Source organism: Terriglobus roseus DSM 18391 (assembly GCF_000265425.1).
Classification (GTDB): domain Bacteria; phylum Acidobacteriota; class Terriglobia; order Terriglobales; family Acidobacteriaceae; genus Terriglobus; species Terriglobus roseus.
This window is the reverse complement of record NC_018014.1, coordinates 321,954-344,141: the sequence shown is the minus strand read 5'-3', so window position 1 is coordinate 344,141 and position 22,188 is coordinate 321,954. Positions and strand designations below refer to the sequence as shown.

19 protein-coding genes are annotated in these 22,188 nt (G+C 61.2%); 5 read left to right on the top strand and 14 right to left on the bottom strand.

The features are described from left to right. Positions 1 to 53: 53 nt before the first annotated feature. Positions 54 to 860 (top strand): TIGR03435 family protein, encoded by an 807-nt coding sequence (locus tag TERRO_RS01445; protein ID WP_014784213.1) that lies wholly within the window; start codon positions 54 to 56, stop codon positions 858 to 860. A gap of 83 nt (positions 861 to 943) precedes the next feature. On the opposite strand, the gene TERRO_RS01440 is transcribed toward TERRO_RS01445, so the two are convergent. The 12 genes from TERRO_RS01440 to TERRO_RS01385 form a co-directional block, all read right to left on the bottom strand. Beyond that, positions 944 to 1,333, bottom strand: coding sequence for a cytochrome C oxidase subunit IV family protein (locus TERRO_RS01440; protein WP_014784212.1), 390 nt, complete (start codon positions 1,331 to 1,333; stop codon positions 944 to 946). A 58-nt stretch (positions 1,334 to 1,391) separates the two neighbouring features. Next, positions 1,392 to 2,141 (bottom strand): cytochrome c oxidase subunit 3 family protein, encoded by a 750-nt coding sequence (locus TERRO_RS01435; RefSeq protein ID WP_014784211.1) that lies wholly within the window; start codon positions 2,139 to 2,141, stop codon positions 1,392 to 1,394. A 94-nt stretch (positions 2,142 to 2,235) separates the two neighbouring features. Beyond that, entirely contained in the window at positions 2,236 to 3,897 is a 1,662-nt protein-coding gene (locus TERRO_RS01430) for a cytochrome c oxidase subunit I (RefSeq protein WP_014784210.1), read from the bottom strand. Then, a complete protein-coding gene (gene coxB, locus TERRO_RS01425) occupies positions 3,894 to 4,937 on the bottom strand; it encodes a cytochrome c oxidase subunit II (RefSeq protein ID WP_014784209.1) in 1,044 nt (347 codons plus the stop codon). Before coxB ends, TERRO_RS01430 begins: the two co-directional genes overlap by 4 nt. 78 nt (positions 4,938 to 5,015) lie before the next feature. Beyond that, positions 5,016 to 5,942: an SCO family protein gene (locus TERRO_RS01420; protein WP_014784208.1), complete on the bottom strand. Its 927-nt coding sequence runs from the start codon at positions 5,940 to 5,942 to the stop codon at positions 5,016 to 5,018. A gap of 24 nt (positions 5,943 to 5,966) precedes the next feature. Then, complete coding sequence (locus TERRO_RS01415) at positions 5,967 to 6,701, bottom strand: hypothetical protein (RefSeq protein WP_014784207.1); 735 nt, start codon at positions 6,699 to 6,701, stop codon at positions 5,967 to 5,969. Further along, the gene (locus TERRO_RS01410) at positions 6,691 to 8,055 is read right to left on the bottom strand and encodes a hypothetical protein (protein WP_014784206.1); all 1,365 of its coding nucleotides are present in this window, start codon (positions 8,053 to 8,055) and stop codon (positions 6,691 to 6,693) included. The genes TERRO_RS01415 and TERRO_RS01410 overlap by 11 nt, the downstream gene beginning before the upstream one ends. A gap of 41 nt (positions 8,056 to 8,096) precedes the next feature. Next, positions 8,097 to 9,284: a c-type cytochrome gene (locus tag TERRO_RS22560; protein ID WP_014784205.1), complete on the bottom strand. Its 1,188-nt coding sequence runs from the start codon at positions 9,282 to 9,284 to the stop codon at positions 8,097 to 8,099. After that, the gene (locus TERRO_RS01400) at positions 9,284 to 9,826 is read right to left on the bottom strand and encodes a DUF3341 domain-containing protein (protein ID WP_014784204.1); all 543 of its coding nucleotides are present in this window, start codon (positions 9,824 to 9,826) and stop codon (positions 9,284 to 9,286) included. Before TERRO_RS01400 ends, TERRO_RS22560 begins: the two co-directional genes overlap by 1 nt. Continuing rightward, a complete protein-coding gene (gene nrfD / locus TERRO_RS01395; protein ID WP_014784203.1) occupies positions 9,826 to 11,274 on the bottom strand; it encodes an NrfD/PsrC family molybdoenzyme membrane anchor subunit in 1,449 nt (482 codons plus the stop codon). Before nrfD ends, TERRO_RS01400 begins: the two co-directional genes overlap by 1 nt. Beyond that, on the bottom strand, positions 11,274 to 14,423 hold the full coding sequence (locus TERRO_RS01390; protein ID WP_245536184.1) for a TAT-variant-translocated molybdopterin oxidoreductase: 3,150 nt from the start codon (positions 14,421 to 14,423) through the stop codon (positions 11,274 to 11,276). Before TERRO_RS01390 ends, nrfD begins: the two co-directional genes overlap by 1 nt. 32 nt (positions 14,424 to 14,455) lie before the next feature. Next, entirely contained in the window at positions 14,456 to 15,430 is a 975-nt protein-coding gene (locus tag TERRO_RS01385) for a cytochrome c3 family protein (protein WP_014784201.1), read from the bottom strand. Between the two features lie 505 nt (positions 15,431 to 15,935). On the opposite strand from TERRO_RS01385, the gene TERRO_RS01380 reads away from it, so the two are divergent. The 4 genes from TERRO_RS01380 to TERRO_RS01370 all read left to right on the top strand — a co-directional run bounded on the left by TERRO_RS01380 (position 15,936) and on the right by TERRO_RS01370 (position 18,605). Further along, a complete protein-coding gene (locus tag TERRO_RS01380) occupies positions 15,936 to 16,652 on the top strand; it encodes a DNA-3-methyladenine glycosylase family protein (RefSeq protein ID WP_014784200.1) in 717 nt (238 codons plus the stop codon). A gap of 39 nt (positions 16,653 to 16,691) precedes the next feature. After that, positions 16,692 to 16,859, top strand: coding sequence for a hypothetical protein (locus tag TERRO_RS22995; protein WP_014784199.1), 168 nt, complete (start codon positions 16,692 to 16,694; stop codon positions 16,857 to 16,859). Between the two features lie 7 nt (positions 16,860 to 16,866). Next, on the top strand, positions 16,867 to 17,751 hold the full coding sequence (locus TERRO_RS01375; RefSeq protein ID WP_014784198.1) for an RNA polymerase sigma-70 factor: 885 nt from the start codon (positions 16,867 to 16,869) through the stop codon (positions 17,749 to 17,751). Positions 17,752 to 17,858: 107 nt separating this feature from the next. After that, positions 17,859 to 18,605 (top strand): SDR family oxidoreductase, encoded by a 747-nt coding sequence (locus tag TERRO_RS01370; RefSeq protein ID WP_014784197.1) that lies wholly within the window; start codon positions 17,859 to 17,861, stop codon positions 18,603 to 18,605. Positions 18,606 to 18,659: 54 nt separating this feature from the next. Here TERRO_RS01370 and TERRO_RS01365 read toward each other — a convergent pair whose 3' ends face one another. Continuing rightward, positions 18,660 to 19,430 carry a hypothetical protein gene (locus tag TERRO_RS01365; RefSeq protein WP_014784196.1) on the bottom strand — a complete coding sequence of 257 codons (771 nt, stop codon included), beginning with the start codon at positions 19,428 to 19,430 and terminating at the stop codon, positions 18,660 to 18,662. Positions 19,431 to 19,579: 149 nt separating this feature from the next. Continuing rightward, positions 19,580 to 22,006, bottom strand: a complete 2,427-nt coding sequence (locus TERRO_RS01360; protein WP_014784195.1) for an OPT family oligopeptide transporter — start codon at positions 22,004 to 22,006, stop codon at positions 19,580 to 19,582. Between the last annotated feature and the right edge of the window lie 182 nt (positions 22,007 to 22,188).

The window sequence follows — 22,188 nt, the reverse complement described above, 5'->3', positions numbered from 1 at the left end:
AGGCTACGTCTGATGGTTAGAACCCAACCCACAATCTGATACGCGGAGTGAGCATGCACGGCTTGACGAAGCGATACACCCTTTCACTGGCAGCGCTGTTGGCACTTGTCGCACTGCCTTCCACGTCCTGCAGCCAGACAACGGTCGAGCCAGCCTCGCGGACTAATCTATACGACTCCATCAGCGTCTTGCGATCGGACCCTGCGACCGAAGGTAGCGGCTTTCGCGTACGGCCAAACAATAATCTGGAAGCGGTAAACACCACGCTGATCGACATTATCGCGTTTGCGTACAACGTCCATCCCAAGCGGATCGTGAATGCGCCTGCTTGGGCTGGACAGACTCTGTTTGATTTGAAGATGCACTATCGCGGTGGCGGCTCGCCGGATGATGCCGCGTGCAAAGCGATGCTGAAGCAGGCGTTGACCGAACGCTTTGGACTGGTCGCCCACAGCGGTGGGGAGAGCCTTCCGGGTTACGCGATCCACGTGGAACCGGCGGGGCCCAAACTGGCCGGGAGTATGGCAATGCCGGGGTCTTTACCAGCGCTTGCCATGCCGAAGCCTGGAACGCTGACAGTACACAATGCCACGCTCGCAGATTTCGCTACGATGTTGCAGAGAGCTGTACTTGACCGGCCCGTGGTGGATGAGACGGGTATCAAGGGGCGGTGGGATTTTGAGTTGAGTTGGGCACCGGCTCCGAGCGAATACTCCGGCAGGTATGCCAAGAGTGCTCCGGTTGCCGGGAAAGATCTTGCAGAGACCATGAGGCGCGAGCTCGGTCTTCGCCTTGATCCCGTGACTGCGCAGCCGTCAGACGTCGTCCTGGATCGTATCCAAATACCGACCGGGACGTAGCAACAGCCTCCAGCAAATGAAGAAGGGCGCCTCTGAGAGGCGCCCTTCATTTTCGGTTACTGCGTATTCATACGACCGGAGTTCTACCACTGACCCCAGGCGCGCGTGAAGTAGTCCAGCATGCACATCATCACCAGCACGAAGAAGGTGAAGAAGCCGGCGGAGACTGTCAGCTTGACCAGGCGCGAGCTGTACTTGACGTGCATGAAGAAGAGCACGACGAAGACAGCCTTGGTGCAGGCGATGGCGATCGCGATCGGTGCGTTGAAGATGCCGAGCGGCAGCATCGACGCGCCGACGGTCGCCAGAGTGCCGATCATCAGCACGCCGAAGATCATGCCGTAGACGGCCGGGCTGACGATGTGATGCGCTACGTGCTCCGGGTTCGTGATGTTAGCCGGGTCGTGAAAGTCGATATTGTGCTGCTCGTTATCGACTGGCGCCAGATTGTGCGATGTGACCGGTTCGCTCATGCTGCTTCCTCAAAGTATGGTGTTGCGGTGGCGGCGAATTCTGCTGCACGGACCGGCATCAATGTCGGTTGATCAGGTACAGGAACGGGAACAGAAAAATCCAGACGATATCGACAAAGTGCCAGTAGAGGCCGAAGTTCTCAATCGGTTGGACGTACCCCGTGGTGTACAAGCCCGTCCTTGCCTTCACCAGCAGGACGAACAGAATGGCGATACCGATGATCATGTGAAGTGCGTGCACGCCCGTCATCGCGAAGTACAGCGAGAAGTAGATCTGGGTGTGGTTCGCCATGTCGACGGTGAGCGGCTTTTCCTTGCTGTCAGCCGGCGGATGCACGAAGTCACGGATGTCGAAGGAAGCGCCCGGCACGTGGTGCTCTTCAAACTTCTGCGCGTATTCGACGGACTTAATGCCAAGGAAGACAAAGCCCAGGACGATGGTTGCGATGAGCGACCACTCCAGAAACTTCTTGTTCCGGACTTCTGCCGACCACACACCCATGGCCATGGTGAACGACGAGCTGATCAGGACGACCGTATTGATCAGGCCGAGCGGCATGCTGATCGAGTTCGAGGCCGCGACGAATGCGTCGTAGTACCAGTTGCGGTAGAGCAGGTAGGCGAAGAACAGCCCGCCGAAGAACATGATTTCCGTGAGCAGGAAGAGCCACATGCCGAAGCTGGCAGCCTCGCGCTGCTGTTCCGCCGTCTCGAAGTGGTGCTTCTGGTAGAACGGGTGCTCGTGCACGTCGTGTGACGCGTGGATCTCGGGCTCCGGCGGATGCGTGATGGTCGAAGCGATCGACATGCAAAACCCTCTCAGGAACAGCGTAGTTCGTTTCTTACGTAAGTCGTTTGGAACCCGATGGACCCGGCACCCTGCCGGGTCCACCGATTATGCTTTAGCCGACGTGCTGCAACTCGCGCTGCGTCTTACGCTCAAGCCACTCGTAGTCGTAGGCCTCGTGGTCGACGATCGGCGTCTCGAGGAAGTTCTCGGTCAGCGGCGGCGACTGGATCTGCCACTCAAGGCCGGTTGCCTGCCACGGGTTGTTACCGGCGATGGCACCGTACTTCAGCGACCAGGCCAGGTAGAAGATTGGCAGCATGTAGCCAACACCGAGCACTGTGGCACCTGCGGTCGAGAGGACGTTCAGCACCTGGAACTCGGCAGGATACGCAGCGTAGCGACGCGGCATGCCTAGGTAACCCACGATGAACTGGGGGAAGAAGGTGAGGATGAAGCCAATAAATGTGACCACGGCGGCGAACTTCGACATGCCTTCCGGATACATACGGCCGGTCATCTTGGGCCACCAGAAGTGGATACCCGCGAGGAACGCCATCAACATGCCGCCCACCATGACGAAGTGGAAGTGGGCCACGATGAAGTAGGTCTCGGTGAGATGAACGTCCATACCGAGCGATCCGAGGAAGACACCGGTCAGACCACCGATGGTGAACAGACCGATGAAACCGAAGGCGTAGAGCATCGGCGTCTCGAAGGTGATGGAACCCTTCTGCAGCGTGAACGCCCAGTTGAAGATCTTGATGGCCGAGGGTACGGCGACCAGCATTGTCAGCAGGGAGAACACGAGTGCCGAGTAGTTCGACACACCCATGATGAACATGTGGTGAGCCCACACGAAGAAGCCGAAGACCGCGATGGCGACTGAGGAGAACGCGACTGCCGTATAGCCGAAGACGCGCTTGCGGCTGAAGGTCGAGATCACCTCAGAGATGACACCAAAGCCCGGCAGAATCATGATGTACACGGCCGGATGCGAGTAGAACCAGAACAAGTGCTGGAAGAGTAGCGGATCGCCACCCTTGGCCGGGTCAAAGACACCCAGACCGAGCGTGCGCTCGAGCGCGACGAGAACGATCGCGATTGCGAGAACCGGCGTGCCGAGGACCATGAGGACCGAGGCAGCATAGTTCGACCACACGAAGAGCGGCAGGCGGAACCATGTCATGCCCGGCGCGCGCATGCGGTGCACGGTCACGATGAAATTGAGGCCCGTGAAGATCGACGAGAAGCCTGCGATGAAGATGGCGGTCGCGGTCGTGACGACGTGCGTGTTCAGGTAGTGCGTCGACAGCGGCGTGGTGAATGTCCAGCCGGTATCAACGCCACCCAGAACGAGCGTGGTCAGGACGAAGATGCCGCCGGCCATGTACAGATACCAGCTCAGCAGGTTGATCTTCGGGAACGCCAGATCCTTCGCACCGATCATGATCGGGATGAAGAAGTTGCCGAGCGTCGCCGGGACAGACGGCACCAGGAACAGGAAGATCATCACGATACCGTGCATCGTGAACATCTTGTTGTAGGTGTCGGCCGCCATCAGATCGCCGGCGGGCGTCAGCAGTTCCAGGCGTACCATGCCGGCGAAGAAGCCGCCGATGAAGAAGAAGAACGTGATGCTGAAGAGATACAGCATCGCGATCCGCTTGTGATCGGCAGTCAGCAGCCAGCTCAGCAGGCCATGCTCAGCGGTGATGTAGTTCTTCTTCGGCACAACGGCCGTCGCCTGGTCAGGCAGGGAGACGATGGTACTCATTGCGTCACCTTTTCGGGCACCATGGGCGCCGCGTCGTTTGACTTGGAAGTGTCCAGCGTCTGCTGCACACGGTAGTTGGTCTTCAGGCCCTTGATGTACTCCACCAGATCGATCAGACCTTCTTCACTGATCTGACCCTGGTAGGTCGGCATAATCGGCTTGTAGCCCAGAGGGACGTGCTGCGACGGATTGAGGATGGTATCGCGCAGCCAGCCATCGGTGGCTACCTGAACGGTACCGTCATCCATCCTGATTTTAGACCCGGACACGCCGGCCAGGTTGGGACCCGCTGCCGTGGCGTTGCCGTTATGGCAGCTATTGCAGCCCATGGACGCAAAGAGGCGTTCGCCGTTCTGAGCCAGGCTCATACCGCTGGTCGACTCTTCTGTCCAACGCTGATAGTCTTCCGGCGCCATGGCGACGATGTCACCGATCATGCCGGAGTGCAGCGTACCGCAATACTGGGTGCAGAACAGGTGATACGTACCTTCCTTGGTGGCGTTGAACCACACCGTCGTATAACGACCCGGGATGACCTCGCGCTTTACGCGGAAGGCGGGGATCGAGTACGAGTGGAATACGTCCTGCGAGATCATGGTCAACTGCACCGGACGTCCGATCGGGACGTGCAGAGCATTGATTTCATGCTGACCGCCGGGATGCTCGGCCTTCCACATCCACTGCTTGCCAACGATATAAACCTGCATAGCGTCGGCTGGCGGATTGTAGATGCGGAAGTAAAGCCAGGCTCCCCAGACGAAGACGAAGAGGAAGATGCCGAGTGGGATGATGGTCCACGTCGCTTCCAGCAGCGTTGAGCCTTCGATCTGTGTCGCGACCGGGCTCTTTTCCTTGCGGTACTTGATGCTGAACACAAGTAGGAGGGCGCCCACCAGCACCAGGCCCAGGAGCGTCACCAACCAGAGGAAGATGTACAGCGCATCCGCCCAGGGCGCGATGGTGGAGGCCTCCTGCGGCCATAGCGCCGAGGTGGTGAGCCACTTGGTTAGAAACTGCCAAAGTACTGGACTGATTCCCATCGTCTGCCTTTATCTCTTCCTGTCCGGTCTCTCGTTGCGGTACTGCTGTTTCGGCGGCGGTTTCAAACTTCACCGGGACTAAGTGTTGTCTTCGTCCTTGCGCGTCAAAGCATGGTCGCGCCCCAGTTTCAGGTCACGCCGAAACATCAAAAACATGAATCCACCCAAGCCCGCGACCGTGATCATGCCGCCAAACTGCACCACACGCGCGACGATCAAGCTGTGCTTGTTCCGGTGTGGATCGTAGTGGTAGCAATACGTCAAAATGTTCGCGACCGGCGATCCGATCTTGTGGTCTGAAGACTCGACCAGGCCCAGCATCAGGTCTTTCGGCGAGTACTCCACACCCAGGTAGTACTGTGAAATCTTCGCATCCGGCGTAAGCAACTGGATCGCACTCGCGTGAGCGAATTGCGTCGTCTTACCATCCGTGGATGGAATCTTCACGTAGCCGAAGCCAACTGCCTTGGTCACGGCATCGATCGATGCCTGCTGGCCTGTCAGGAAGTGCCATCCACCCTCGGTGCCCGGACGAGCATAACGACGGGTGTAGAGCGCCTTCTTCTTGGCTGCGTCAGCAGGCGTATCCGTAGGATCGATGCTGATGATCAGGACGTTGAAATCCTTTGCCGGATCCAGATGAACCATGGCCAGGGACTGCACCAGCCCATCCAGCTCTTCCGAGCAGAGCATCGGGCACTTGAAGTACACGAGCGCAAGAACGGCCGGCTTGTCCTTGCCGAAGTAGTCGGCCGTGTTGACCGGCTTCCCCGTCTCGTCGACGAACGGCACGTTCGGCAGGGTCGTGTTCAGGTGCTGGTCGATTGCTGCACCCTTCAGAACTGCCGGCAGTTCGTTGCCGTACTCTTCGCCGGTTTGCTTGTCACCGTAGCTGGAGACCTGCCCGTGCGACGGCATCGCAGAGCACAGCAGACCCAACGCCAGCGCCAGCAGGCCGAGCCTGTTGGTCGAACGTTTGTTCCGGATTGTGTTCTGCTGCTGCATGTGCTGCTCCCTGCTTCGGTGCGGTTACTTCTTTGCTTCCGCTGAGTTCTCACCCAGGCTCATCTTCTGTTCGCGGCTTTCCATCTGGTCGAGCTCATAGCCGGTACGGGCAAATCCGCTGGTCAGAGGCGCTATGGAGCTGTACTGCTTGTCGCCCGTCAGCTTGCCCTGTGTGCTGCTTGCCATGGAGGCAGCAGCCGGCAGGCCGCGCTTCACGACGAGCTCCATCGCCTTCTCAATCGGGATGTGAATCGTCCCGGCTGGTCCCTCAGCAGGATCGGCAGCGGTGTAGTGCTCCAGCAGGAGATCTTCGCGGGCGTGCATGTCCGCAGTCTCCTGGTTCGAGTCGTCCGTTGGCAGGCGCGGTGTCGGGAAGCTTTGCGCGATCTTCGCCGCGGCCTGCTGTTCCTGCACCGGGTTATTTGCCAAGCTTTCACCACGGCGTTGAATACCAGCCGGGCTGCCACCTGCAAGAGCCGACTTCGAAGCGTCATCCACATCCTGCTTCAGCAGGCCGTAGTTGATTGCCTTACCCATGGCGTAGCAAAGGACAAAGAAGACGATGAGGAAGCCCATCAGGCCGCCAAGGAAGACCACAACACCCTTGGTGTTGACGTCGGTGGTCTCGTAGCCCGGATGCTCCGCGTCGAACTTCTCCGACGGGTGAGGAACCGGCTTGGGAAGGCCATGCTCGTCGTGCGAGGTGGATGGCCCCTTGACGCTCTCTACGTGATCGCGGTCATTGAACTCAGTGGGCATGTTCGGGCTCCAGGACCTCGGCAGTGTGCGGGTCGTTGCGAACGATCACCGGACGCGAGGCCAGGTTGGTCAGGTAGAAGTACAGCCACACACCGATTACGAAGAGCGGCACGGTGATGTAGGCGAAGATGCCGAAGCTGAAGTGCAGGTTCGCGGCTGCGTCCGGGAAGTTGGGCTCGATCATCCAGAACAGGTCGAAGCAGCGGGCGAAGATCATCCAGCCGGTAAGGGCCAGCATCTTGCGGCTGTCGTACTTGAACTGGCGGCTGAGCAGCAGGCAGAACGGCACAACCCAGTGGAAGATGAAGTCCAGGGAGCAGATAACCCACCAGCCGCCACGGATGCGGTTCAGGTACCAGGGAATCTCTTCCGGCGAGTTGGCGGACCAGATGATCAGGAACTGCGCGAAGCTGAGGTAGATATTCAGCATCACGAACCCGAGCATGAACTTGCCGAGATCGTACTGCTCCGTCTTGCGGAGAGCGGTCTTCAGCGGCTGGAAGTTCGACAGACGAATGATCGTGTGGACGCCCAGCGCGAGTACGCCGTAGCCCTGGCCGACCAGGAAGATCAGGCCGTACATGGTGGAGTACCAGGTGATGTCCAGTGACATGACGAGATCGATGGCCACGATGGTGAGCAGCGCCACGTAGATCAGGATGCCGATGCCGGAGAGGTTCTCGGCCTTGATGCGCCAGTACTCAAAGGATCCCTGTGTGCCGGCTGCGGGATCCGCGTCACGCTGCAGGGACCACTTGCTCAGGATGCCGCCCCAGAGTGCCATGAAGCCGAAGACCACGACGAACTCGATGATGACGCTCATCGGGCTGAGCATGATTCGCTTCCAGTCGAGCGAGTGAGCCTGGCCTTCGTCGAGCAGGCCGCTGTGCAGGGCTTTCTCGACTGCTTCGTGGGTCGGGAAGGCGGCCCACATCCACAGGCGCTTTGCGAAGATCATCAGCGGGATGAAGAGCACGACGATGACCGGAAGCGTGTTGCTCATGGCTTCCATGGGCCGACGCATGATCAGTCCCCACTTGCCGCCCGTGACGTACTGCAGCATGAGGAAGCAGAGACCGCCTCCGCAGAAGCCGAACGTCAGCATGAAGCCGAGCAGGTAAGCGCGCAGCACATGATCAAAGCCGAGCGGTCCGCCCAGGAGGGCGATGATGGCCGACAGAATGAGGCCGGCACCGGCGGCGATGAGCGCGCGCGTCTTCCAGACCGCGACGACCGGCGGAGCGTTCAGGTCGGCGGGCAGCACCCGCGGGCCGTGATCGGCGTGCAGGGCGTGGGCCGCTGCGCCGGGGTCTCCGGCTCCTTCGTGGGCGAATTGTTCGTGTCCGTGTGCCATGCGTTGCGGGCCTTCTCGATTTCCTTCAGGACTTGGTTCTGTTACTTGCTTGCTGCGAGGAACGCGATGATGTCATCCACGTTCGCCGTCGAAAGTCGCGGGAACGCCGGCATCTTCACCGGGCCCGTCTGCGCGCCGTTTGCGACCTGCGCGTGAATGTGTGCCGCTCCTACGCGGGCGACAATGCCCACCAGCGACGGAATCATGGGTGCCATGCCAGCGCGGTTGGGCTGGTGACACACACTGCAATTTGCCATGTACAGCTTCTGCCCGTTCGCCACATCACCTGCAGCCGCGTGCGGTGCGACGGCCGATGGTGCACTGGCGCGCGCTTCCGTTTTGGCTACAGCCACCGTGGCAACGGTAGGCTTGGCTCCGGCTGGCAGGGCAGATGCCAGAGGAGCCGTCTTAGGGTTTGCTTGCGATACCTGTGCCGGCTTCGCTGCTTCTGCAGCGGGAGCGGGCATTGGGGCGGGCAGAGGAGCAGCAGCCGGAGCAGAGCTCTTGATCTGGCCCGAGGTCGCGGGCAGCTCCCAGTCCTTGAGGAAGTCAGGAGCGAAGCCTTCCTTGGCCTCGACATCTTCCATCTTCTCGACCTTCGCTCCGCCAGCATCTGCTGTGGTCGCGTGCTGGCTCAGCTGCAGAGCGCGGACGTAAGCTGCGATTGCCCAACGATCGGCCGGCTCAATCTGTCCGGAGTAATCAGGCATCGCGCCGTAGCCGTTGGTGATTACGTTATAGAAGTGACCCAGCGGCGCAGAGCGCAGGCGCTCTGTGTGGAAATTTCCAGCCGCCATGAAGCCACGCATTACGATCATGCCGCGGCCGTTGCCGGTACGCGAGTGGCAAGAGGTGCAATAAATGTTGTACCGCTCCTGGCCGCGCGCGATGAGGTCAGCGTTCAGGGGTACGGGAAGTCCGTCACCCTCGGCGCCATTCACCATGCCGGTACGGAAGTACGATCCAGAATCTTCCTGGCCGCGTGCAATCGTTCCCAATACCTGCGGACGAGCCGAACGGCCGTCTGCATAGAAGCTGGTTCCGCGCTGCGGATAGAACTTCGGCTGGTTGTGCATGTCCTGGCGGCAACCCGCCAGACCCAACATGCTGGCGCAGGCGATGGTGGCAGCGGCGATGCGCTGGAACCCCGTCCCCTTTGCCCTGTTCCCGGTCGCCTGTACTTCAGGCTGGGACAGTCGTGCTTGTTTCTTGATCCCCAGAGCCTGCATTACAGATCTACCTCCACCACGCTGACGGCGCGGAACTGTTCCAGGAACTGCCGCGTCTTGCCCATATCGAACTGGGGATCGGTCGCTTCCAGGCACAGAAAGAATTTGTCATCCGTTGCGCCAACGCGGAAGTTGGGCGCGTTGAAGAGCGGATGGTACGGCTGCGGCAGGCCATTCAGCGCGAGCATGGAGAACGCTGCGGAGAGGCCGGCGAACAGAATCGTCCACTCGTACGCCGGGATGATGAATGCCGGCCACGAGAACAGGGGACGTCCTGCAATGTTCTGCGGGTACGAGATTGCGGACATCCACGTCTGCATGGTGAACGCGGTGGTTAGGCCCATCAGGCCGCCCAGCAGTGTCATCAGCGGCACGCGGTTGCGGTGCACATCCAGCGCAGTAGCGGCTTCTTCTACAGGATAGGGTGTGTAGCACTCCATCCGACGGAAACCCGCTTCCCGCGCTGCGATGGTGGCTTTCACCATCGCCTGCGGCGTATTGAATTCGGCCAGGAGGCCGTAGACTCCCTCTTCGACTGGCATTAGACAGTCTCCTCGACGGTTTCTTCCGCATCCATGCCGCCCGCAAACTTGGTCTGCGGCAGCATCATCTTGATTTCGTTCATCGGGATCATCGGAGCGAACCGAACGAACAGCAGGAACAGGCTGGTGAAGATGCCCATGGTGCCGATGTACAGGAGGTAATCCCACTTGGTAGCGCGGTAGGTGCCCCACGAGCTCGGCAGGAAGTCGCGGTACAGCGACGTCACGACGATTACGAAGCGCTCAAACCACATACCGATGTTGATCACAATGGAGATAGTGAACAGGTAGGCGACGTTGGTGCGCAGCTTGCGCCACCACAGTGTGCCCAGCGGCAACGCGATGTTGAAGAGGATGAGCAGCCAGTAGCCCCAGCCCATCGGTCCAAACATGCGGTTCCACATCATGAAGAACTCCCAGTGACTCGCGGAGTACCAGGCCATGAAGACTTCCAGGCCATAGCCGTACGCCACGATCAAGCCGGTGCCCAGCATGACCTTGCCCATGTTGTCCAGGTGACGCATCGTCACAAGGTCTTCCATGTGGTAGAACTTCCGGATCGGAATGGCCAGTGTGAGCACCATGGCAAAGCCAGAGTAGATAGCGCCCGCAACGAAGTACGGCGGGAAGACTGTCGTGTGCCAGCCCGGCAGAGCAGCGACCGCGAAGTCGAAGCTAATGACGGTGTGCACGGAGAGCACGAGCGGCGTGGATAGGCCAGCGAGCAGCAGCGAAGCCGTCTCATACCGCATCCAGTGACGTGTGGATCCGCGCCAGCCGAGCGAGAGCAGACCGTACGCCCACTTGGCAAACGGCAGCTGTGCCTTGTCCCGCAGTGTGCCGAAGTCAGGGATCATGCCGATGTACCAGAACACAACCGAGATGGTCGCGTAGGTGGACACAGCGAAGACGTCCCAGCAGAGCGGCGAACGGAACTGCGGCCAGATGTTCATGGTGTTGGGCAGCGGCAGAAGCCAGTAGCCCAGCCACGGACGGCCGATGTGCAGGACCGGGAAGATACCGGCGCAGACCACGGCGAAGATCGTCATGGCTTCTGCGAAACGGTTGATCGAGTTACGCCAGCTCTGCTTGAAGAGCAACAGAATCGCCGAGATCAGCGTACCGGCGTGGCCGATACCGATCCACCAGACGAAGTTGACGATGGCGAAACCCCACGCGCCGGGGATGGTGACACCCCAGATACCGACGCCCTTAAGCACCAGCCACGTGATGGCGATGAGCGCCAGCGAAGCCACACCACCGGCCACGATGAGGCCGAAGAACCAGCCGAGTGGCGTGTGCGAGGTGAGAACGACGTTCGCGATCTTCCGCGTAACACTCGTAAAGTTGTGGCCCGGCGCGAGTACCGCGAACTCACCCGTGATCGGATCAATCATGGGGTCGTTCACCGGGTGGCGGTACGGATCAATGACAGGTTTGGTCGCCATTACGCCATCTCCAGCTCAGGGTTCGGGTTGGACACGCCTGCGGTGTAGCTGGTCCGCGGACGGTAGTTGAGGTCAGCGAGAACCTGGTAGTTCCGCTCCTCTGCCTTGCGCCGAGATACCCGGCTGCCCTTGTCGTTGATGTTGCCGAAGACGATTGCGTCGGTCGGGCAGGCCTGCTGGCATGCTGTGACGATCTCGCCGTCGCGAATTGCGCGGCCTTCCTTGTCAGCCTCGATCTTGACGGCCTGGATGCGCTGGGTGCAGTACGTGCACTTTTCCATCACGCCGCGCGAACGCACGCTGACGTCAGGATTGCGCATGAACTTCAGGCTCTCCGTGTCGTAGTCCGAGTACAGCAGGAAGTTGAAGCGACGAACCTTGTATGGGCAGTTATTCGAGCAATAGCGTGTGCCCACGCAACGGTTGTACACCATGGTGTTCAGGCCTTCCGGCGTGTGAACCGTTGCACCGACCGGGCAGACCTGCTCGCAGCCTGCGTTCTCGCAATGCTGGCAGAGCATGGGCTGGAAGTGCGCCTTGGGTGCGTGTAGATCGCCTTCGAAGTACGTATCGATGCGGATCCAGTCCATCTTGCGGCCGACCTTGACCTGCTCGCGGCCGACGACGGGGATGTTGTTCTCCGCATAGCAGCTGACCACGCAAGCGTTGCAGCCGATGCAGGAGTTCAGGTCGATCGACATGCCCCAGGCATTCTGCATCTGGCCCGTGGACTTGTCGACGTTGTCGTACTTCCAGGCATCCGGGAAGAAGCTGTCGTCCTTCTTCGGGGTCTCGTACAGGAGGTTACCCTCATGTGCGAAGGCCGGGTTCTTCTGTGCCTCTGCCAGGGTTGCGGTACGAATGACACCGCGCTCCATGGCTTCGTGACCGGGCTCCGAGATGGCAGCATTCGGATCAGTCTTGACCGCGAGATCGCTCTGCGCCAGCTTGCCGCGGTGATCAAGATCGTGGACCTGGGTTACGCAGAGGTCATACTTGCCTTCAGCAGGCTTGACCTTGAGACCGCCCTGTGCCCACTGTGCATCGATCGAGCGGAGCTTGTTCGCATCCGATCCAACGTACTGAGCCACGCGACCAAACCAGCGTCCACCGCCCAGGTGCACGGTGATGACGCCTTCCGGGTGTCCCGGCATAGCGAAGGGCGGGAACACAACCTTCTGACCGTTGATTTCGAGCTCGATCAAATCGCGCTCTTCGACCTTCAGTGCAGCCATGGTCTCAATGCCCATCAGGGCGGCATTGTCCCAGGCCAGACGGGTAACCTGCTTCGGCAGCTCCTGCAGCCAGCCGTTGTTGGCAAAGCGGCCGTCATAGATCGACGGATCGGCCTTGAAGGCGATCTCGTAGGTTCCGGGTGCGGCTGCGGTCATGGTCGGCGTGATGCTGCCGCCCTTACCGCTGATGCCGGACTTCGGCTCGAACGCTGTGCCTTCGACCCAGCCGTCATGCAGTGCCTTCTGCCATGCGGTGGCGTCGCCGCCGCCCTTGGCGTAGGTCTTGAAGTTCGCCTGCACAACCTCATACGAGGTCATCTGCGGATTGTCCAGAACGGTCTGCAGAACGTCGTGCGCCGTCTTGCCGCCATAGAGCGGATCGATCATCGGCTGAATGACGGAGATCGTACCGTCATACGCCCGGGCGTCCGACCAGCTCTCAAGATAGTGAGCCGCATTCACGTGCCAGTGGGCGCGCTGTGCGGTCTCATCCAGATACAGGCCGTGGTGCGCGACGAACGGCACCTTGGTCATGGCATCGCCAAAGCGAAGGTCAGCGGGTGCGTTGTACGCTGGGTTCGCACCCAGCATGACAAGGACGCGAACCTGGCCTGCGTTCATGGCGCTGACGAGTGCCTTCAGATCCTGTCCGCCAACCGATGGCAGAGCCTGCACCGTCTCGGTGTATACGACGGTCGATCCAATGGCGCCAAGCTGTGCGTTCAGGGCGTGTGCTGCAGCCTGCACCGCGGGCGAGCTCTGCTCACCGGCGACCACGACTGCCTTGCTGCCGGCCTTCTTGAGGTCAGCAACCACTTCCTTAAGGAACTTCTGTGCCCACTCGCTACCCGAGAAGCTGGAACCCGATACCAGCGCTGCTGCAAACTTCTCGATGTCGCTGGGCTTCAGGCCCAGGCGATGTTCTGCCTTGCCACCGGTCACCGTCGGCATGCTCTCGACGACGTAAAGGCGGTTCATGACCTTGCCGGTCTCGTAGCGATGACGCTCTGCGTACGCGGCCGACATGGGCAGGAAGCCCGGGAAGGCGTTGGACGAGAGGAAGTCAGCATCGAGCGACAGGATGACGTCAGCATTTTCCAGCTTGTACTGGGCGTCGTAGTAGTCACCGAGGGCGGCCTTCGATGCGATGCGGGCCGAGTCATTGTTGACCGGGGACCACTGCACCAGCTTCGCACTGGGGTACTTCGCAGAGAGCTGCTTCCACTGTGCTGCCAGCGACGGCGAGACGATCGGCTCGCTCAGGACGTACACGCCCTGGCCGCCACCGCTCATCTGCAGTGCGCCGCGGAGAGCATCCGAGAACGCTCCGAAGTCCGAGTTCAGCGTGGCGCCACCGACGTGCTTGATGACGTGAGCCGAGCGATCCGGGTCATACAGGTCCAGCAGGGTCGCCTGGGTGAAGACGTCCGAACGCCCCTTCGAAACCGGGTGCTCGGGGTTGCCGTCGATCTTGATGGGACGGTACGCCTCGCTCTTGACCAGCACGGGAACCGCGCCGGTGGGGAACGGGTAGGCGGTTGCGAAGTAGTTGGGCTTACCGAGGACCAGGTCCTCTGGCGACTTCACATACGCGAAGATTGGCTCATCCGGCTGCTTGGTGCAACCGGTGGTCGCAGCAAGTGCCAGCGACGCGCCCATCACCTTCATGAAGCCGCGGCGGCTTACGCCGTCGGTCAGCTCCGATGCCTGACGGGGAAACTCCTCGTGCAGCATGTCTTCAAAGCCAGGCGCGTCGGAGAGCTCGTTCATGCTCTGCCAGAAGCGCTTGCCGTTCTTGCCGTCCAGCCGCTTGCGCACGTCAGCCAGGGTCAGCTTCGCCGACTGGATCGTCGTCACTACCGTGGGGCTGGCGGTCGTAAGGGCGGTTGCGTCGGGATTTACTGACTCAGCCATTCCGTTTCCGTTCTTTTCCGTGTACGAGGTGCTCATCGGTGGCAGACCTCGCAGCTCTGCAGCTCATTCGGGGTACGAATGCGGTACTTATCCGCCAGGTAGGTTCCCAGCGCCTGTTGCGAGGTGAACTTGTGATAGCTGGCTGGCAGGATTGCCATGGGCGGTACGTCGGAGACGGTCTGACCGCCGCCGTTCTGTGCATGCGGCTGCAGCTGAACGCCCGAAGCGCCCGCTGCCTGATTGTCAGACGAACCCGAGATACCGGCTCCCGACATACCTGTCTGCGCTCCACCCAGCGACGTACGCTCCTGGGAGGCACCCGTCTGCAGGAAGGCCAGTTGCGGATTTGCCGCGCCCGGATCCTTGGTGGTGCAGGTGACAGCCTGTGCCGTGGGAGCCAGCTTGCCCGTTTCTGCGCACCATACCGGCTTGTTGCTGGAAGCACCAGACCACGCCATATTGTAGATCTCGCTGGTCGGACGCAGGTTCTTCACCGGGTCACGATGGCAGTTGAGGCACCACTCCATCTGTAGCGAGTTCTCCGCGTACATGATGGGCATCTCGTCGACACGGCCATGGCAGCTTGCGCAACCGATGCCCTTGTTCACGTGAATCTCGTGGTTGAAGTACACGTAGTCCGGCAGATCGTGGATGCGGATCCACTTGATCGACTCGCCCGTTGCCCAACTCTTGCGAACCGGCTCCAGCATCTGCGCATTGGTCCAGATCTCTGCGTGGCAGTTCATGCAGGTCTTGGTCGGCGGGATACCCGCGTAGGCCGACTTCTCCACCGAGACGTGACAGTACTGGCACTGAATGCCAAGACCCTCAACGTGGTGGCGGTGCGAAAACGGCACCGGCTGGTCGGCGCGCTGTCCCTGCTTGGTAACCCAAGGGGAGCGCTGCAACTGGTTCAACGCCACGCCCAGTGCGACCACGATCAGGCCCGTAAGCACCAGTGCGGCGCGGGCCAGAGCGTTCGAACTGCGGTCAAAAACTTGCGCCATGAGTGCGTCCTGCTTCCTCTAGTCCGTCCGGAATCGTTCGCCCGGCGGGGAACGCTGTCCAGAATTCTTCAAAACACCCCGGGAAGAGCCGTGATGGCCCTCCCTGTCCTGGCCTCGATACCTTCCGGTACGGGCGGAGTCTAAGTCGGATTTCTAGAAAAACTATAGCAGTGCGGACAACGTCAAAAGGCCGCGTCAGTTACTGCCCAAGTCACTTTCCTTGGTACGACTTCGATAATCGAACTTGCGATCGGTGGGCCCGGGCACAACATCTGGCGCATCAGCGGGAGAAGGTGGAGGGACACCACAACATCTACTTTCTCGCGGGGGGATCACCCCTGTAAATTCCGGCTACTTTGGTCCGAGTTCTGAGGCGCCGCTTATCGCGCAATGTCGGCTAGGTCACGCGCCTTCCGGGCCGGCGAGGAGGCAGTTCCGGTACCTCGTCGACGCAATTGCCGATGACGCTTCTGTTCGGTCGCCCCAGTGTGTGAGACTCGACACCATGCCGCGTGCCACCGCCACCCTCAAGCCGCCCTACGACGCCGAAGAGGCCATCGCGGCACTCTCCGCTGCCGACCCGAAGCTGGCGCGGCTGATCGAGCGGGCCGGACCGCTGCGGCTGCGGATCTCCGGGTCGCTCTCTCCCTTTGAGTCGCTGGCGGAGTCGATCATCTACCAGCAGCTCCACGGCAAGGCAGCAGCGGCCATTCACCAGCGCATGATTGAGGGCTTCGCCGAGGTCGCCGGCATCGGCGAGCATCCCTCGCCGCAGCACCTGCTGGATTGCCCCACAGCGCAACTGCGTGCGGCCGGGCTCTCTGCCAACAAGACGCTCGCGCTGCGCGACCTCGCCGCAAAGACCATCGACGGCACGGTGCCGTCACTCCCGAAGATCCGACGGATGACGGACGAGGCCATCATCGAACACCTGACGCAGGTGCGCGGTATCGGCCGGTGGACCGTGGAGATGATGCTGATCTTCCGCCTGGGCCGGCCGGACGTCTTCCCTACCAGCGACTACGGTGTGCGCAAGGGCTTCGCGCTCACCTTTGGCAAGCTGAAGCCGACGGACAAGGTCGCTCCTGGCGATCTGCCCAAGCCCGCCGAGATGGAGAAGCGCGCGAAGAAGTGGCACCCATGGTGCTCGGTTGCAAGCTGGTACCTGTGGCGCGCCTGCGACCTTGCAAAGCCGGAAGCCGCGGCAAAGCAGCCGGTTTAACTTCGCTTCCGCCGGGAGCGTGTCACACTAGGGACACCCATGGGCTTCCTGCTAATGATCGCGCGCGCATTCATCAACACCTTCGGCATCACGCAGCCGGGTCCCAAGGGCGAGCGCAACATGGCGTATTACATCGGCGGTCTGCTGGGGTTGATCGTGCTCGGCATGGTCGGTGCGCTTGCCGCGTTCCTGATGGTGCGCCGCTAGGTCTGCCGTGGACAGCCACGAAGCCTCTCTCCAGAACGCAGTCGATGTCTTCCAGCGCACACGCCCGCGCCTGTTCGGTGTTGCGTATCGCGTGCTGGGAACGGCCGCCGAGGCTGAGGATGTCGTGCAGGACGCGTGGCTTCGCTGGCAGACGACTGATCGCAATGCCGTAAAAGATCCCACCGCATTTCTGGTCACGACGACCACACGCCTCGCGCTGAATGTGGCGCAGTCCGCCCGTGCTCAGCGTGAGACCTACATCGGCCCCTGGCTGCCGGAGCCGGTGGATACCAGCGCAGATCCGTATCTTGGCGCAGAACGCGGCGAAGCGCTCAGCATCGCCGTCCTGCTGCTGCTCGAAAAGCTGAACCCTGTGGAGCGCGCCGCGTATGTGTTGCGCGAGGCCTTCGCCTACTCGCACCGAGAGATCGCCGACCTGCTGGACACCACCGAAGGCAACGCACGTCAGCTAGCGTCCCGCGCACAGAAGCACGTTGCGAACGGCCGGCATGCGAGCGTCAGCAATGAGGAGCGTGACCGCCTTCTGCACGGCTTTATCGCAGCAGCGCAGAGCGGCGAAGTGGAGGCGCTGGAACGCCTGCTGGCAGAGGATGTTGTCTCCTACTCTGACGGTGGAGGCATCGTCACTGCAGCGCGTGTTCCCTTGCTTGGCCGCACCCGCGTTGCGCAGGTCGTCGCTGGATTCCACGAGCGCTTCTGGGTGGGCGCTGAGGTCCGCTGGAGCCAGGGCAACGGACAAAGCTCGGCACTCGTTCTGCGTGATGGTTTGCTGGCAGCGTTCATCAGCGTTGAGGCCACCACTGCGGGCATCCAGCAGATCCACTTCACGCTGAGCCCCGTAAAGCTGCGTGCATTGGCAGCGACGCTCTAGGCTCGAAGAAATCTTTTCGCAGATTCTGTCACACATCGCATCGTTATCCGGTCCTCGTTTGCAGAGAGAACACGTTGCGCCTCATGCGACGTGCAAAGGGGAACCAGATGAAGATTGTCGTGATGGGTGGGACCGGGTTGATCGGGTCGAAGGTCGTACAGGGGCTGCAGGCGTTGGGCCATGAGGCGGTCGTCGCATCGCCCTCGACTGGCGTGAACATCCTGACGGGCGAAGGTGTGGAGGCTGCACTGCAGGGCGCTGCTGTCGTCGTGGATGTGACCAACTCCCCATCGTTTGCGGACGATGCGGTGATGGCGTTTTTCCTCGACGCCGCACGGAACGTCTTGCCCGCTGAGATTCGCACCGGCGTGAAGCACCACGTGGCACTCTCCGTCGTCGGCGCGGAGAAGCTCGCGGACAGCGGCTACATGCGCGCAAAGGTCGCGCAGGAGGCGGCGATCGCAGCGTCGGGCGTGCCGTATACCGTCGTTCGCGCAACGCAGTTTTTTGAGTTTGCGGGAGCGATCGCCGACGGAGGCACCGTCAACGGCGCAGTGCATCTACCGCACGCCATGATGCAGCCCATCGCGGCAGAGGACGTGGCCGCAACGCTCGTCCGCATCGCACTCAGCGAACCTGCCAACGCCATCCTCGAACTCGCCGGTCCAGACGCCATCGCCATGGACGCCTTCGCAGGACAACTGCTCGCGTCCAAGGGCGACACTCGCACTGTCGTGGCCGATGCGAGCGCGACATACTTCGGAGCAGCGGTCGACGACACGTCACTCGTACCAGCACGCAGCAACCCGATGCTGGGCACGACACACTTCGCAGACTGGCTCGCAGCGCGCTAAACGAAGAGGGCCTCGTCGGTGAGGCGAGGCCCTTTTCGATGGAGTCCAGACACGCTAGCGCGCAGTGGTCGGTGTCACCTCTCCCGACATCACGTAACGCGTCGAAGCCGGCATGTTCACGATCTGAAATCCTTGCGGCGGCTGGAAAAGTCTGGGATCCGGTTCGTTGCGGTCTATCTGCTCCACACTAAAGTTCTCCGCGCCACCACGCGGCTCAAACCGCTTTACGACAACGTTGATACCCAGCAGCGGCGCGTACCAAAACTCCTTAATGGTCGGCTCGCTCTGGCCCATACGAATGGTCGAAATCTCGCGCGATCCCGTCACCTGCAAGTTTTCGATGCTCTTCTCGCCCAGGCTTTCGCGCGTGATCTTGCCGCCCGTGGCAAACGCTGTGACGGCCGGTAGCGAAGCCGCACCGCCTGAGTCCATTCGCCACGGCTGCACAACGCAACGCGCCGCAACGGGCGTGCATTGGGTCATCTCATTCCGCACAGGATCGTAGTACTCCAAGGACGTTACCGGTGTCGTCTGCGTGTTGCCGTTCGGCTTCAGGTAGCGACGCTCCTGAAAGACGTGCCCCACGCTGTCTCGAGCGATGGTTCTCCGGTTGTAAACCGTGAACTCAGTACCATCTTCCAGCCGCCGCTTCCAAGACGTAATGACGGTCGCGCGGAAGGGTGCGCCTGGCTTCTCGGGGACATCAATGCTCTGCAAACGTTCGAACGAGCCGCCGTCCGGAGCATGCACCGTCTGCGCTTCGGCCCGAACAACAGGCACTGCAAAGCTAATCAAGAACAGTCCGAACAGAACACGACGCAACATTCCGCAGCCCTCCGCACCGGCAGTGTATGCGGCGCGCCCCGCCTGTCAAAGACAATTCATAAGCAGGCGCCGCGCCACATCCCGTCACCGTTCAAAATGGAACGCGACTTCCGGATGTGTTTCGCGGGGTTGCGAACAATGAGTCTTCCCTATTGATCAAGCGGCTTGCGCGCGAAGTAGTACAGCGAGAACGCCAACAGAGCGAACATGCCGATCGCAATTGGATCGTGATAGAGCGGGTTGTGATCGCTGAAGCGTGGGAAGAGCCAGTGGCCGCCGCGTTCTTCCGAGATACTCTCCATCGCTGCGACCGCGACGCCCAGCAGGCCGGTGATGCCACCTGCCGCGATCAAGCCGCTGGCGAAGAGCGAGCCGGGGCTGATCTCGTCGTTGTCCAGGTCGGTGAGTGGGTCGTTGTTGGTCAGCGCCGCCTGCGCCCCATCGTTCGTGAATCCTCCGCCCTGCAGCAGACCCGACGCATCACCACGGAGTAACTCCTCTTCGCTCAGCACCGCAACCACCGCTCCCGGCGGTGCCTGTGCCAGGGCCTCTGAGGCTAGCTGCGTGCGTATGGCGCGGTCGCGTGCACGGGCCTTTGCAACGGCTGCATCGGCCATCCAACGAATCACGCTGCCGACGAAGATCGCCAGCGTCGTCGCGACGGACAGGTACGCGCCCACGGCCAGCGTCAGCGAACGCACGCCCATCAGTTCCACTGCCAGCACCAGCGCCACGCCAAGCAGCACCAGCGACCAAGGCAGCTTACGCGACAGGATGCCGTTGATGACCGTCGCCATCAGGCGGCCCTGTGGCGCCGCCACCTTCTCGCTGCCAATGCCCTGCACCCACTGGATCTCAAGCTTGCCCGTCTGCCGGTTCAGCAGGTACTTTCCATCTTCCAACTGGGACGAGCCGATGGCGTTGATCAGTTCGTACCGTGTGGCGTCGGTAATCTCCTGCTTGTTGGTGCTGTCCTTCGGATCGACCACGCTGATGTGAGGACGTGTGAAGACTCCCTTATCCTGCAGCCCCTCGGGCAATGCCGACAAGCTGTACGTCGCGGACGTGGGCATGGGCCGGAAGCTCTCGAAGGCCTTGTTCATCGCGCTCAGCGTAAGGCCGATGACGAAGGTCGAGACCACTACGCCAATCATCACGGCGAGCTGTGTCTTCCACGGCGTTGCGCCGATGATGTAACCCGTCTTCAGATCCTGCGCGGTATCGCCCGCGTTACTTGCTGCAATGCAGACCACGCCGCCAATTGTGATGGCCAGCGCACCGAATGCAGGCGCCGTCCAGCCCTGCACCAGGAAGATCGCGGCCGTCGCCATCAGCGTTGCAATGGTCATGCCGCTGACCGGCGACGCGGACGAACCCACAATGCCCACGATGCGTGCGCTGACGGTGACGAAGAGGAAGCCAAAGACAACGATCAGCAGTGCTGCGGCGAGATTCGCCAGCGCTCCCACCTGCGCACCGGGCACCGGCTTGAAGTAGAGGAAGGCCCACATGATGATGACGATCAGCACCGACCCGCCGTAGACAAAGCTGTTCGGCAGATCATGCGCGGTGCGCGCGACCTTATCGGTTGTATTGCCGGTAGTGGTCGCCGCATTCTTTTTCGCGCGCAGCGATCCGGTCACCGCGCTTACGATCGTCGGCAGCGTGCGCAGCAGTGTCAGGCAGCCCGCAGCAGCGACAGCGCCCGCTCCCATGGGACGGATGTACGTGCGCCAGAGATCGCTCGGGCTCATGTCATGAATCGGAACGGTGCCGGGATAGAGCGGCGCACTCAGGTGCGACCCGAAGAAGTAAATCGCAGGCATCAGCACCAGCCAGCTAAAGACGCCGCCCGCCAGCATGATGCCCGCGATCTTCGGTCCAATGATGTAACCCACGCCCAGGTACTCCGACGTCGCGTCGACGCGAATCGAACCGCCCTTCAACAGGTGCTGCTCGCCGATGTCGAAGTTCTTCGTGGGCGTACCCGGCCACAGCTTGAAGAGGTTCTCATTCTGAAAGAGTGTGTAGAGCGATCCAAGGCCCATGCCCAGGAAGATTCGTGAAGCAAACGATCCGCCACGCTCGCCCGCGATCAGAACATCCGCGCACGCTGTGCCTTCGGGATACAGCAGCGTCCCATGCTCTTCGACGATTAACTGTCGTCGCAGTGGAATCATGAACAGCACACCGATCCATCCGCCAAAGAGCGCCAGCGCAAAGATGCGCGCATACTCCAGGTCAAACCCCAGGAAGATCAAGGCGGGCAGCGTGAAGATGACGCCGCTGGCGATCGACTGGCCGGCATTGCCGGTCGTCTGCACGATGTTGTTTTCCAGGATCGACGACCGACCCAGCACGCGCAGGATCGAGATCGACAGCACGGAGATCGGGATGGACGCCGCCACCGTCAGGCCGGCCTTCAGGCCCACGTAAACCGTCACCGCTCCAAACAGGATGCCGAAGAGCGCGCCAATCAGGACGGCGCGCACCGTAAGTTCCGGCCGCGATTCCTGCGCGGGAACAAACGGTCGAAAGGCTGGGGTCTGTGGCGGTGGTGCGCTGGTTGTGGCCATCGTTCGGATTCACTCGGTGTATCGACATTCCTGCGCCACGCGGGCGCAAGTGGAGCGAGTGTATCAGCGGCCCGCATGCCTCCGCGCCGGCCCTGCGTCGCGCGTTGGAATGTTTTATCAATTCCGGATCGCGCGGCGCGTCTTTACGCGGAAAAGTGCGTCTGAACTAGCACGCGTTGATA